This is a genomic window from Gemmatimonadota bacterium, from assembly GCA_026702745.1.
In the GTDB taxonomy this organism is placed as follows: Bacteria; JAAXHH01; JAAXHH01; order JAAXHH01; family JAAXHH01; genus JAAXHH01.
This window is the reverse complement of record JAPPBT010000083.1, coordinates 150,233-163,969: the sequence shown is the minus strand read 5'-3', so window position 1 is coordinate 163,969 and position 13,737 is coordinate 150,233. Positions and strand designations below refer to the sequence as shown.

Genomic DNA, 13,737 nt, shown 5'->3' with positions numbered 1-13,737 from the left:
TTGGGATCTTAACTCTCAGCGAGACCAGCGATACGGTCGATGAGCGTATCCACCTGGTCGGCCGTGTCCATGACGTGCAGCGTGGCGCGTACTCCGCTGAAACCACCGGCGGCTCCGACGGTACGGATATAGATGTTCGGGCTGCGGTACCAGAGGCGCCCGACGATAAACGATGGGTCGAGGTCCTTGACGGAGAAGGATATGAGGGCGCAGGACATATTTGGGTCATCGGATGCGTACACGGTGACGCCGTCGATGGCCTTCAGGCCCTGGCTCAGGCGCCGCGACAGGTAACGGAGCCGGGCTTCCGTGGCCTCGACGGTCAGCCTGTTGTGGAAATCGAGGGCCGCGCCGATCGAGACGCGGTCGGAGTAGCTCGTGGATCCCCGCTGCTCCAATTTCCTGGCGCCCGTGACGGCAAACTCGGGATTCGACGAACCCGTGTAGACCAGCGGATGCACTCTGTCCTCGATGTCGTTCCGGACGTAGAGAAACCCGGTATGCTGGGCTGCCAGCATGTACTTGTGGCCCGGCCCCGCGTACATGTCGCAACCGAGTTCGTTCATGTCCATCTTCATCATGCCCGGCGGCTGGGCGCCGTCGATCAGCGTGATGATGCCCCGGTCGCGGGCAATATCGCAGATCTCCTTGACCGGCATGACGAACCCGTCGGTATAATTGACGTGGCAGATGGTAAGGAATTTGGTCTTCGGCGTGATGCCCGCCGCCACGGCGTCGATGACCTTCTGCGGACTGTCCGGCGTGCGGAAACTGGGGTCCGAGATGTCCACCATCCTGAACTCCAGTCCGTCCCGCTTCGCCCGGTAGGCCATCATGTTTTTCACCCAGCCGTAGTCGTAGTTCGTGGTCAGGATCTCATCGCCGGGATCCAGACGCAAGCCCATGAATCCAAGGCCCATCCCGTCGGTGGTGCTGTTGGTGAAGGCGATTTCGTCGACCTCGGAACCGATGAACGCGGCCATCTTCTCCCGGATCTCGTCCATCCCCGCGAAGAAGTAAGTCGACCAGCACATGTTGGGATCCGAATTCACGGCTTCCACGGCCTCGACCTGCGCCCTATGCACGCTCACGGGCGATATGCCCCGTGTGCCCGAATTCATGTATATGACGTTGTTGCGCAGCAGAAACTGGTCCGCCACGCCTTCCCAGTACGCCTCGTCGTCCGGGGCCGCTCCGCCTGGGGGGATGTCGGCGATGTCGGGCAGTGGCTCCGCTTCGGCTTCAGTGACCGTGGACAACAGGGTCGATGCTCCTGCCACTCCGGCCGCGCCGGCCATCACGCTGCCCATGAATCCGCGGCGGGACAGGTTCTGGATCTTCTCGAAATCCTGGATACGGGAATCGATCTTGATCGTGCCTTCGTTGTCAGACATGGAAAACCTCCGTCAGGGACAGCAACATTCCCAATTTTAACGGTGTGGGGAAGAGTAGTATGCCAGTATAATCAGACACGGTGAAGTTTACAAGCGTTTACGGTTGATGGGACTCGACGTCACCGGCCCGTGGGTATACATGCAAAGGGTGGGCCGAACATACAACGACCTCATCGAATTTTTCACGCCATCGCGTTATTTACGCATGCCTGTCCAGGTATTCCCTCGTGCGCCTGTATTCCGCTTCTGCCGCAGGATCCAGCTCGATCTGGTTCATGCGTGCGCGAACATTGTACAGGTCCATCTCGTCCGGCGATTCCTGGTGATCTGTAATTTCCCGTATCCTGGCCGAAAAGTAGCTGCCCCAGTCCGGCTGGCGTCCGTCCAGGTCCGTAAAACCATACTCCTTAGCCAGCGTCCAGCTACCGTACAGTCCGCCATGCTTCGACGCGACGTCCGGATCGGCCGCCAGGGCCGCAACCCCCTTGCCCATGTAACACGGCGTCTCCGATTCCTCGAAAAACGAATCCTGCTTGATCCCATCCCGCCAGTTTTCTTCCGTGACCCCCATGCCGTCCAACATCGCTTCGGACCGCAGGAAGCCGGGTGTAACGGTCAGCGCGGTGATGTTGTGCGCGTGGAGGTCGCGCGACATGGCGTAACCCAGCCGGATCGTGGCGTTTTTCGCGAAATCGTAGAATAGGTTGCCCCGGTAGCCCATCGTGTCGCCGTCGGTGACTTCCACGATCAGTCCGGCGTTCCGCTCGACCATCATGGGTACGCCGTACCGGCTCGTGATGATATGGGTGTGCACCGCTCCTTCGAGCATCTTCAAGCCTTTGGCCGGTTCGAGTTCCCAGAATGGCGAACCCCATTCGATCATCTCATCGCCGCCCCAGATGTCGTTGACGAGGAGGTCGAGCCGGCCCTGTTCATCCCTGACACGCGCGAACAACCGTTCCACTTCGGCTTCCACGGTATGGTCGGTCCTTGCCGCAATGCCCCGGCCGCCTTCGGCCGTGACCAATTCGGCGGTTTCTTCGATCGTCTCGGGACGGCCCGGCGTGGCGGGATGGCCTTTCACGCTTCGGCCGGAACAGTAGACCGTGGCCCCCGCCGCACCGAGCATGCGGGCGATCCCCCGTCCGGTTCCGCGCGTCGCGCCCGCAACGACCGCCACGCGATCCTGTAGTGGTTTCGTTGTCATTTCGTTTCCCAGCAGATGATATGGCCGTATATCGGCACTGGACGTTGTCTGTACTGAAAGAAGAGTAAGCGTTGACAAAAGCATACGTTGAAGAAGTTCAAAAGGTACATACCGCAGCGGTCCATGTCAAACTGAGGCGGCCCATGTCAAAGTGATCGACGGTGTGATCGGATAGCGGTTGTTTTGCTGTCCGGGTCCCATTATGGTATGGTTTCAGATTCAGGTATACAGGGGACGACCTTGATTCAGGAGATTTGTATGGCCATAACTCCCGTCGACTACTCCAATCCACGCTACGACGCGAAGGCCCTGTACCGCTTTGCCGTTGAAGCGCTTCGCAAGGCGGGCCAGTCGGAAGCCCACGTGACGGAACTGGCCGATTACCTGACCGCGACGGACCTGCGCGGCGTCCTCAGCCACGGCACCCGCCAACTACCGGGCTACGTGAGATCCTTCCAGTCGGGGAGATACAACCCGAAGCCGAATGTCAGGATCTACCGGGAAGCCGGCGCCGTGGTGCAGTGGGACGGTGATGGAGGCATCGGACACCTGGTATCCGCCCGGGCGATACGTTCGGCGGTGTCGCGGGCGAAGACAACAGGGATCTGCCTGGTCACGGCGACCCACTGCGGGCACACGGGTTCGGTCGGCAACTGGACGCGCATCGCGACCGGGGCGGGCATGATCTGCCTGTACTACAGCACGCCCATGAGTCGACTTCCCTTCGACCGGCCCGAGCCCGTTATCCAGGCGTTGAACAACCCGCCCGTGAGCTTCGGGTTTCCTTCGGCGGAGGGTGAGCCGCCCGTGCTGATCGATATGGGTGTACACCTGGAACTGCCCGACGTTCTACAAGAAATCGCGGAGATCAGCGTGCTCCCCCTGATCAAGGGGCTGGCCTACCAGGTCGTCTCCGCCATGATGACCTGGCCCGTGGACGCGCAATCTCCCGTTGAGCAGCGTTTTCCGGGCGCAACCAGCAGCCTGACCGCCGTCGTCCTGGACCCCGCCTTCATCGGTGACCCGTCCGACTACACGAGGACGGTCGCGGACCTGCGTCGAAAAGTGCACGCCATGCAACCGCTTCCGAGGCTTGATCGTGCACTTCTACCGGGGGAAATCGAAGCCGAACGGGAGGCCGATTTCGGCGAGCACGGCATTCCACTGGACGACGCCCATATCCAGTCGCTTCGGGAACTGAGCGATGATCTGGGCGTGCCATGCTATTGGGAATCGGACGGATGAGGCCATCGGAAAACGGGCCGTCGAGGCCGAAGCCACCAAGGACAGGAACGTCGAGCGCACCAGGCAGTGTAATGGCCGGGCAGCCGGATCGGGAAGTCCTCCTGCATTTGCTGGATCGTTACAGGGCGCGTTTTCCCGCGGAAGAAGACACGGTCGCCCGGATACGGGACCTGGTCGCTGAACGCCCCGACTGCTTCGAAAGGACGTGCATGCCGGGCCACATCACCGGTTCGGCCTGGGTCCTTTCGCCCGACCAATCGAAACTTCTTTTGACCCGGCACCGGATCTTCGATCGCTGGCTGCAGCTGGGCGGCCATGCGGACGGTTGTCCCCGGCCCCACCTCGTCGCCCTGAGAGAAGCCGAAGAGGAATCGGGGCTCGCGGGATTCGGACTATACCGGGACTCTGACGGCTTCGTCCCCCTGGACGTGGATATCCACGTAATCGCCGCCCGGCACGGTGTCCCTGCCCACGAGCACTACGACCTGCGTTACCTCCTGGCCGCTTCCACGGAGCAACCGCTCGAAATCAGCGGCGAATCCCACGATCTGAAGTGGTTTTCAAAGGAAGAACTGCTCGAGGTCGTCCACGAAGAAAGCGTGCTTCGCATGCTCCACAAAGGCGACGCCGTCCTCAAGCGAGGCGGCGGAGATTTCGTTTACGGACTCTCCTGACGATTCGCTTGCACGCCCCCTTCCGTGGAGGTATATTCTCCCCGCGCTTGCAAACGACCATTCCTGTACAATTCGCCCCGTCCTGATATGATCGTTCCGATATGATCGTTCCGATATGATCGTCCCGATATGATCGTCCCGAGACGCCCGGGACGGCTTCAGAACCGAAAGAGGTGCCGCATCATGCCCCCACCCGTAGCCCTGCAGTTGTACACACTCAGAGAAATGGCCGACAAAAACTACGAACAGGTGGTGAACCTGACCGCGGAGATCGGGTACGCGGGCGTCGAACCCGCCGGTTTTCCCGGCACGACGCCGGAGGCGGCCGGACGGCTCTTCGAATCGTTGAGTCTCGAGGTACCCAGCGCCCATCTTCCCCTGCCCGTGGGAGAGAACAGGTCCTATGTCGTCGAGACCGCGGACGCGATCGGGACGAAACGCGTCGTATCCGGACTGGGCCGCGACGATCACAGTACCGTGGACAACATCAGGTGGTCGGCGGACCGCTTCAACGAGGCCGCGGAGACCGTGGCGCCCCACGGCATGACCTTCGGGATCCACAATCACTGGTGGGAATATCAGGAGGTGGAGGGAAGGATCGCGACGGATATCCTGCTGGAGCATCTCGCGCCCGAGGTCTTCTTCCAGGTGGACGTGTACTGGGTGCAGGTCGGCGGTCCGGACCCGGCCGGCGTGCTCGAGCGGTTCGGTCCCCGCGCGCCGCTGCTGCATCTCAAGGACGGGCCCTGCCTGCGGAATACGGACATGACCGCCCTGGGCGAAGGGAAGGTGGACCTCCCCGGCGTGATCGCGGCCGGTGGCGACGACACCGAGTGGCATATCGTCGAGCTGGACAGTTGCGCGACGGACATGGTCGAAGCAGTGGAGAAGAGCTACAGATATCTCGTAGACAACGGCCTTTCCCGGGGCAACAGGTAGAATTCCGGCCGAACGTGAGATTGAGCCAGCCGAGTGACCGGGCAGGCCGTGTGACGAAGCCGATCACGTACGGACGAGGATGGAATCCAGGATATGACCAGGGAGCAGGGTGACATAAAACGTGAGCAGTTGACCCGGGACGGGTACTGCCACATCGAAGGCGTGTTGTCGACTGAGTTCCTGGGCGAACTCCGCCGGGAATCGGACCGGTTGCTGGATTCCGCGGAATACCAGCCCGAATGGCACTACCAGGGATCTGACATCCACGTGGATACCTGTGCGAACGCCGTGATGCGCAGGCTGCTGGACTGGCCCGCGACGAGGGCCTGGATGCGGGCCATGAGGCTGGATGATTTCACGCCCAACGGGACTATCCACGTATTGAGCAAGCCGCCCGGCGGACCGCCTCTGTACTGGCACCAGGACTGGGATACCTGGAACGACCCCTTAAGCCTTGCGCCCTGGCCGCAGCAGCTATTCCTATCCTATTACCTGGTGGACACGGACCGTGTAAACGGCTGTTTCCGTGTGATCCCGGGTACGCACATGAAGCGCATACCGCTGCACGGACAGGTGGAAGCGCCGCATCAACAGACTGCCTGGTTCGCGGATGAGAAAGACTCCCATATGTTTGGCGATCACCCCGGCGCCATCGACGTACCCGTCCATGCCGGCGATCTCGTGATCGGCGAAGCGCGGCTGTTACACTCGGCCCGGGGAAACAACAGCGCAAGCCGTCGAACATTGCTCCTGGGCTGGCACATGCGCCCGGCCACCGTACCGGACTACTGGACGGATGAAGTCCCCGGACCGATCCTGGCCCGGGACGCGGACGCGGAGTACGACAACACGCGCATACCCGGCGCTTTCCTGGAGTAGCCATGACCGAGTTCGAAAACGCCGTTTACGAGCTGGACCTGTACGGATTCACGGTCGTGGAGCGCGTATTATCCGCCGAGCAGGTCGAATCGATGCGCCGGGTACTGATACGCCTTAGCGATGAGGTCGGTGAAGAACGGGAAGGCGAGGGTTCCTGCCGGCATGTCGCCAACCTGCCTACCCTGGACCCGATCTTCTTTCCGGTCATCGACCATCCCCGCATTCTGCCCATCCTCGAGCACTACCTCGAGCCGTCGCTGATCCTCGGTAGCCTGAACAGCCGCATCGTGCGTCCGGGGGACGGCGACCAGGGCTTTCACAGCGACATCCCGGCCGAAATGCTCAACATGGCCTCTCCGGTCATGATGAACACGGTGTGGATGCTGGACGGTTTCTCGCCGGAAAACGGCGGGACCCGGGTCGTGCCCGGCACCCACCGATGCGGGCTTCCCCATCCCGCCAGCAATACCGACGTGAAGTACTACGTGCAGCCGGCCGCTCCCGCGGGCAGCGTGCTGGTCTTCAACGGCCAGTGCTGGCACGCGGGCGGGGCCAACCGCGGCACCGCGAACCGGCACGCCCTCTTCGCCCACTATCGGAAACGCATGCTCATGTTCCAGTACGATCCCCACGAAGGGTTTCCCGCTGAATGGTACGGCCTGCTTACGGACCGCCAGAAGGAGATCATGCGCATGAAGCACGGCGTGGACGCGCCCCGGGCGGCCGACGTCCAGGTCTTCAGGTAGGTGTTTCAGGATCGGTTCCGTCGTGCGGCCAGATCCGGTACTGCCCGCAACGTGCGTGGCTGACCGGGCTCAGCCGGGCAGGACTTCCGGATTGACGATGTGGTCCGGCCGCTGGCCGTTCCATACCTGGAGGGCCATGGTCAGCGCCATGTGCCACATGCGTTCCCGGCTCGCGACCGTTACGCCGGCGATATGCGGGGTGACGACGACGTCGGCGCGGTGGAACAGCGGGTTCCCAGGGGACGGCGGTTCGGGATCGAAGACATCCAGGGCGGCCCCGGCGAGATGACCCCGGTCGAGGGCGGCGCAAAGGGCCTCTTCGTCCACGAGTCCGCCCCGCGAAACGTTGACGAAGAACGCGCCCGGCTTCATTTGCGCGAAGCGTTTTCCGTCCATCAGCCGGCGGGTTTCCTCCGTGAGCGGCGCGTGGAGGGAGACGACGTCCGACCGGGCCAGCACGTCCTCGATCCGATCCGCCCGTTCGATACCCATCTCCGACGCCCGCTCCGTCTCGATATAGGGATCGTAGGCCACGACCCGCATGCCCAGGGCGGCGGCCAGTTCCGCGACCCGGCCGCCGATGCGTCCCAGCCCGATCAGGCCCAGCGTCCGTCCGAAGACCTCCATGCCCTGGTAGCCTGACAGGTAGTCCTTCCCGGGACGTTCCGCGAATTCGCCGGAAACTCGCTTGATCTGCTTGACCGTGGACAGGATCAGTGCAATCGCCGTTTCCGCGGTGGATACGGTGGGGCCTTCCGGTGTATGGCAGATGGCGACACCCCGTTCCGTGGCATCCGGAACGACAATGTTGTCGATGCCGATTCCCGTCCTGCAGATGACCTTCACGTCCGGATACCGGTCCAGAAAGCCGCCATCGTAGTTTCGTCGGGCGCCGGCGACGATCGCGTGGGCACCGGGCAGGTCCCGCAGCGGATCATCGGGCGAAGCTTCCGCCGAACCGTGGACGAGCAGCCGGTCGTCGAACTCCGTACGGATACCGGGAGGAACGGTTCGATCCGACCAGAGCCTCAGCATGGGACCCTCCCGCGCAACATGGGCCGAGCGAACCACTCTGAACCGACAAACAGGTTGCCCGTCACCACATAAATCCTTACATTACGTATACAGTTCAGCACACAGCCGCTCATGGCCGTGGGATATCATAGATTGTTATCCCGGGATCCCCAAGTCAATCGGTATCCTTAAAACGGCATGAAATCCGGCGGCCGGGTTCTCGCGATGATCGGGAACCCGGTACGACACCGAACCGGAGAACCCCGAAGTGATTCGACACTACAGCCGTATAGCCTGCCTGATCTGCCTGCTCATCGCCTGGTCCGCTCACGCACAGGAACAGGATCCCGCCGTGCCGGAGGCAGATCCCGACGCAGCGGCGGAAGCGGACTCCACCGGCGCCGGAGGCGACCCCCTCCTCGTGCCGGCGAACAGCACAGGCGAAATCGATTTTTCCGTGGACGTGAGCGGTTTCAGGGGACAGGAAGGACAGACCTACCTGGAGTTCTATTTCCTGTGCCGTCCGAGCGGTTTTACGCTTGAAGAAAAAGATAACGGTGTCTACGTCGCCCCCTTTGAGATCGATCTGTCCATCATCGACGAGCAGGACAACGCCGTCTTCCAGTCGGTTTATAAAAGGGAATACCAGACGGACCGGCCCGTCGTCATCACTCGAAGAGGCGAGGAAAGAGTGGTACTGGAACAGATCGCCGCGGGCGTCGCCCCGGGCACGTACCGGGCGAAGGCCATCGTGACCGACCTCAATTCCAGGCGCTCTGGCGAAGCCGAGAAACCTTTTGTCGCCCTGCCGCTTGACGCACCGGAACTTTCGGTAAGCGACCTGCAGTTCTCCACGCTCATACAGCAAGCGCAGGAGCAGAACCGGTTCACGAAAAACGGCCTGCTGGTGCTGCCCAATCCCTTGCGGATATTTGAAAAATGGATCGAAATGCCTGAAGACGGCAACTACAAGCCGCGAAACCTGTTCCTGTATTTCGAGATGTACAACCTGACCCCGGATTCGGCGACCGACGAGGCGACCTACGACATCTACCCTTCGGTAACCAGTCATGCCAACGAGATGACGTTTCCACTTCCTCCCAGGAAGAACCGGATGGTATCGGGATCCGATGGCCTGGACGTGATCGTCCTGGACTACATGACCTTCCCGGAAGGTATCTACACCCTGGATATCAAGGTCTGGGACACACGGGCCGGGACTGAAGCGACCCGTTCCTCCGTCTTCGAGATTGTCCAGCCACCGCCGCCACCGCCGCCCGCCACGGTCCTGACCGAGGAACAGGCAAAACGGGGACGCAGGCAGCTGGCCATCATCGCCTCCAAGCGGGAACGCGACCTTTACGACAATCTCGACCTCGAAGGCAAGACCGAATTCCTGATCGCTTTCTGGCGCATGCGGGACCCGACACCCGAGACTCCGGAGAACGAATCCATGATGGTGTTCAACGAACGGTTCTCCTATGCCGACTATCAACTGGGCGGGGCGGAAAGCGACCGGGGCTCGGTTTTCATCAGGTACGGACAGCCGGAGGAAATCGAGCGCCACGATTCCGACAACATCATGAAATCCTACCAGATATGGTACTACACGGAAGGCGTCCAGGGTGATCCTTCGCGGACTTCGGAAGGAGGACGTCATTTCTTCGTTTTCGGTGATCGTCGGAACATCGGCAGGTACGAAATGATGCATTCCTCGGCGCGGGGAGAGCTATTCAACCCGAACTGGCGGCAAGACCTGCTCCTCATCGACATGAGCCAGATTATGGATCACGGAGGTTTCGGCCAACCGAACCTGCCCGTACCTCTCAGTGCTCCCGAAACCGACCCGGGCAAACCCTGAGCCCCGGGCAAGCCCTGAATGCCCGGGCAACCCCGGAGCGCCCAGGGCAATCCCTGAACGCGGCGCTCATTCCCACTTATCTGCAGACAAATGCATCCAGCGTCTTGCCGAGACGGCCGGCAACGGACGGCATCATGCGTACCGTGAGGCGGACGCCCTCCGGTTCGTCCTCCCGGTGCAGGACTTCCCCCGACTCATATACCATTGAAACGGCGTGTCCGTTTTCGTAGGGAATCAGTAGTTCCACATCCACGCGATGACGGTCGACCCTGACTGAAATCGCCTGGCGCAGACGCTCCACGTCACCGGGATCCAGAGCGGACATCGTGATGGCGTCGGGATAGGAAAGCTCCAGGAATTCCAGGGCGTCCGGGCTCTCCAGCTGATCCGTCTTGTTGAAGACCAGCAGCAGCGGGAGATCGGAAACGCCCAGCTCCGCCAGTACCTGGTTCACCGTCACAATGTGTTCCGCGTGGTTGGGATGGCTGCCGTCTACCACGTGTACCAGCAGGTCCGCGTCGTAGACCTCGGTCAGCGTGCTTTTGAAGGATGCGATCAGGTGGTGGGGCAGTTTCCGAATGAATCCCACCGTATCCGAAAGCAGAACAGGTTGGCCCGGGGTCACGTTGATCACGCGCGTGGTCGCGTCGAGGGTGGCGAACAGCCTGTCCTCGATCAGCGTGCCCGCCTCGGTGAAGCCATTGAAAATCGTTGACTTGCCGGCATTGGTATACCCGATCAGCGCGATACAGAACATGTCGCTGCGCCGTTGTCGCTGCCGGTGATAGGAAGCGGCCACGTGCTCTAGGTTCCTGCGCAGGTGGGTAATGCGTCCGCGTATCAACCGGCGGTCGATCTCCAGTTGCGTCTCGCCGGGCCCCCGGACACCGATGGCGCCACCCGATCCGGCCGCCACGCCGCCTTCCTGCCGCGACAGGTGGTCCCATTGCCGCGTCAGCCGCGGCATCATGTACTGCAACTGGGCGAGTTCAACCTGCAGCTTGGCCTGCTTCGACTTCGCCCGCGAGGCGAAAATATCGAGTATCAGTCCGCTGCGGTCCAGAATGCGCCGTTCGATCACGCGGTCCAGGTTCCTGACCTGCGCTGGGGTGAGGTCGTCGTCAAAAATAACGAGATCGATTTCTTCCGCCTCGCACATTTCGGCGATCGAACGGGCCTTTCCGGTTCCGATATAGTACGCCGGATGCATGGCGCTGCGGACCTGGATCATCCGATCGACGATCTCCGCGCCCGCGGTATCGGCCAGCAGGGCGAGTTCGTCGAGCGACTCCTCCATCTCGCCGACCCTTTCTTTTGAGGGCACCATGCCGACCAACAAGGCGCGTTCACGGTTGTTTCGGGGTATTTCGTGCATTTCGCGCATAGGTGGCTACACTTTTCTCCGGTCCATGCTCCGCCCAGTCCACCCAGTCCGCTCAGTCCGCCCAGTCCGCCCGGTTTGCTCGGTCCGCCCGGTACGCCCGGATCGCCCGGTCCGCCCGGTCCGCCCGGTCCGCCCGGATCGCGATGCCGACAGCCAGTATTCCGCCAATATGAGCGCCATAGCGAAGACAATCAATGACTTCCAGATCTCATATCCGCCCGCGGCGCCGAAAGTCCCGTCGCGGGGGACGTCCGGGGTGTCCGCCGGATTCATGATCACGACATCCTCTTCGTCGCCGAACAACCCGGCCGCCTCTTCCGGCGTAAACCGGGCCAGGTCCGATTCCCGAGTGTCCGGGTTTACCGCGAAGGCCTGTACGACGGTGTCACCGTCCCACAACGCATACACGCCAGGCTGTTTCGTGTCCGGTACTTCCACCGTTATCCCGTGGCGTCCTGCCCGGGCATTGACCGACTCGGTATGTCCCGAGGGGTACTCGAGGTAGAGGCCGGTGTCTGCCGGTAAATCAGTCACGGGCCGTACGATGGGTTCTCCTGCCAGGTGACCCCCTTCGGCAACCGTCACCGACGGATGCAGGTATCGTACGCTTCGATGCATGAACGGTACAAACGCGCTGCGCAACGCTAGGTCGCTCCAACCAGTGTTCAAGTCGGAAGTGACCAACAGTGCGCGGCCGTTGCCGGACCGTCCCTCGAGGACCGCCGGCGTTCCGTCCATGAACCGCGCGATGACCCGTGCTCCGAGGCCCGCATCGACGGCATAGGACGCGTAGAACCTGGCCTCGCCGGTCGACAGGGATTCGGCGTATCGGCCGTCGAACCGAAACACGGGGTGCTCGAAATCGACCTGGTCCATCCGCTGAAAGGAGGATTTGCTGCCGGGTGTTCCCCTTCGTTCCGTGATCGAGCAGTCGAAGACGCCGGTGAAGAAATCGTTCACATAAGCGGACGGATCCAGTCCCTTACCGAGAAAGACCAGTACGCCGCCCCCGGAGGACACGTAACGCTCCAGGCTGGAAAGCCGCGCCGCCGTCAGTTCCACGCCGCCGTCCACGATCAGCACACCCCTATCGTGAAGATCGCTGTTCAACACATCGCCGGATGCAGTCTGCACGTCCACGGGCGTGACCAATCCGCCAGACGGCTTCAGTACCTGCTCGATGAAATAACTGGATTCACTCTGTCCGACAGCGGTAACGCCAAAAGCGTCCGGCACCACGAGGGTGAAATATCGCCGGTTGTCGGCCGTGACATCATCCTCGTCCAGTTCCACGTAACCGGAATACCTGCCCGGCGTGTCGATGACGACGTTGAACTGCACGGAACCTGCTGCGCCCGCTTCGGCCGTTACCTGGCGGCTGTCCCGGTTCAGGCCGTTCATGACGAGCCGGACTTCCCGGGTCCGATTTATGCCCTCCGAAAGACCGTTTCGGTAGGTGATGGTCGCGACAAACCGTTCCGGTTGATTGCGGATCAGCAGGCCCTCGCTGACGGAGACCTCGTCGATGCTGGCGTTGTCCACGGCCCCCGTCTCGAAGGGGTAGAGGTAGATCGGCGCTCGCGATTCAGAAGTCGCCTCCGATGCGGATTCTGTAACCGATTCAGCCAGTTGCCCCCAGTCGCTTCGCTGCAAATCCGATAGGAGGTAAATGCTCTTATGCGCCGATACGATGCCGGACAGTTTCCGGCGTGCGAGACGTACGGCGCCGGCGATGTCCCCCGAACTTTCGGATACTTCCGCTTCCGCCAGGCGCGCCGCAAGCGCCGCGGTCCGGTCCGTGGGAACGGGCGGGACGGCCTCGGGCGGCGCGGCCGTCAGTATGATCAGGCCTTCGTCGCCCTGCTGCATCGCGTCCACGATGCGTTCAGCCTCGGCCCTGGCGGCATTGAACGGCGTATCCCCGTAGCGTCCGGCGCCCATGCTGTACGAATTGTCCAGAACGATGGCGAAGACCGACCGCTGCTCGACGCTGCTGCCCAGCAAGGCACCCGCCAGGCCTTCGATGACCGGCCTTGCGAAAGCCAGCACCAGGAGCAGGATGATGAGCGTCCGCAACAGAAGCAACAGGAGTTCCCGGAGCCTCAGGGCCCGGGACCGTTGCATATGGTGATCCCTGATAAAAATGACGGAGCTGAAATCGACGGTGGAGACTCGCTGGCGGTGAAACAGGTGCAGGATGATCGGTACGGCGACCGCAACGAGCCCAAACAGCATCAACGCGTTCAGAAAGGTCATTCTGCGTCCTCCACGGGGGTCTGGTAATATACCTTTGGCGACGCAGCCCGTAAAGCGATATCAGCGGGCGATCGGCGGTCTCGTGCCAGGGATACGCGGGCCCGGGACGGGGGCGCCGCGGGGCGAATCGTCCTGGCG

General features: G+C 61.9%; 11 protein-coding genes. 6 read left to right on the top strand and 5 right to left on the bottom strand.

The genetic code is table 11. The annotated features are described in order from the left end of the window. Positions 1-8 precede the first annotated feature (8 nt). Positions 9-1,394, bottom strand: a complete 1,386-nt coding sequence (locus OXH56_14565; GenBank protein ID MCY3556533.1) for an aminotransferase class V-fold PLP-dependent enzyme — start codon at positions 1,392-1,394, stop codon at positions 9-11. A gap of 199 nt (positions 1,395-1,593) precedes the next feature. Continuing rightward, positions 1,594-2,601, bottom strand: a complete 1,008-nt coding sequence (locus tag OXH56_14560; protein MCY3556532.1) for an SDR family oxidoreductase — start codon at positions 2,599-2,601, stop codon at positions 1,594-1,596. A gap of 258 nt (positions 2,602-2,859) precedes the next feature. Here OXH56_14560 and OXH56_14555 point away from each other — a divergent pair, with 258 nt between their 5' ends. From OXH56_14555 to OXH56_14535, 5 genes are all read left to right on the top strand, one after another. After that, positions 2,860-3,846: an Ldh family oxidoreductase gene (locus OXH56_14555; GenBank protein MCY3556531.1), complete on the top strand. Its 987-nt coding sequence runs from the start codon at positions 2,860-2,862 to the stop codon at positions 3,844-3,846. 71 nt (positions 3,847-3,917) lie between these two features. Continuing rightward, complete coding sequence (locus OXH56_14550; protein MCY3556530.1) at positions 3,918-4,520, top strand: NUDIX hydrolase; 603 nt, start codon at positions 3,918-3,920, stop codon at positions 4,518-4,520. A 183-nt stretch (positions 4,521-4,703) separates the two neighbouring features. Continuing rightward, positions 4,704-5,459, top strand: coding sequence for a sugar phosphate isomerase/epimerase (locus OXH56_14545; GenBank protein MCY3556529.1), 756 nt, complete (start codon positions 4,704-4,706; stop codon positions 5,457-5,459). Between the two features lie 93 nt (positions 5,460-5,552). Further along, on the top strand, positions 5,553-6,338 hold the full coding sequence (locus OXH56_14540; protein ID MCY3556528.1) for a phytanoyl-CoA dioxygenase family protein: 786 nt from the start codon (positions 5,553-5,555) through the stop codon (positions 6,336-6,338). A 2-nt stretch (positions 6,339-6,340) separates the two neighbouring features. After that, complete coding sequence (locus OXH56_14535) at positions 6,341-7,084, top strand: phytanoyl-CoA dioxygenase family protein (GenBank protein ID MCY3556527.1); 744 nt, start codon at positions 6,341-6,343, stop codon at positions 7,082-7,084. Between the two features lie 69 nt (positions 7,085-7,153). Here the strand turns inward: OXH56_14535 and OXH56_14530 are convergent, their stop codons facing one another. Beyond that, positions 7,154-8,119 carry an NAD(P)-binding domain-containing protein gene (locus OXH56_14530; protein MCY3556526.1) on the bottom strand — a complete coding sequence of 322 codons (966 nt, stop codon included), beginning with the start codon at positions 8,117-8,119 and terminating at the stop codon, positions 7,154-7,156. Between the two features lie 247 nt (positions 8,120-8,366). Between OXH56_14530 and OXH56_14525 the strand changes: the two genes are divergently transcribed. Beyond that, positions 8,367-9,959 carry a GWxTD domain-containing protein gene (locus OXH56_14525; protein ID MCY3556525.1) on the top strand — a complete coding sequence of 531 codons (1,593 nt, stop codon included), beginning with the start codon at positions 8,367-8,369 and terminating at the stop codon, positions 9,957-9,959. 76 nt (positions 9,960-10,035) lie between these two features. Here the strand turns inward: OXH56_14525 and hflX are convergent, their stop codons facing one another. Together hflX and OXH56_14515 are read right to left on the bottom strand one after the other, a co-directional pair. Beyond that, positions 10,036-11,343, bottom strand: a complete 1,308-nt coding sequence (gene hflX, locus OXH56_14520; protein ID MCY3556524.1) for a GTPase HflX — start codon at positions 11,341-11,343, stop codon at positions 10,036-10,038. A gap of 6 nt (positions 11,344-11,349) precedes the next feature. Beyond that, positions 11,350-13,599, bottom strand: a complete 2,250-nt coding sequence (locus tag OXH56_14515) for a BatA domain-containing protein (protein ID MCY3556523.1) — start codon at positions 13,597-13,599, stop codon at positions 11,350-11,352. Positions 13,600-13,737 lie beyond the last annotated feature (138 nt).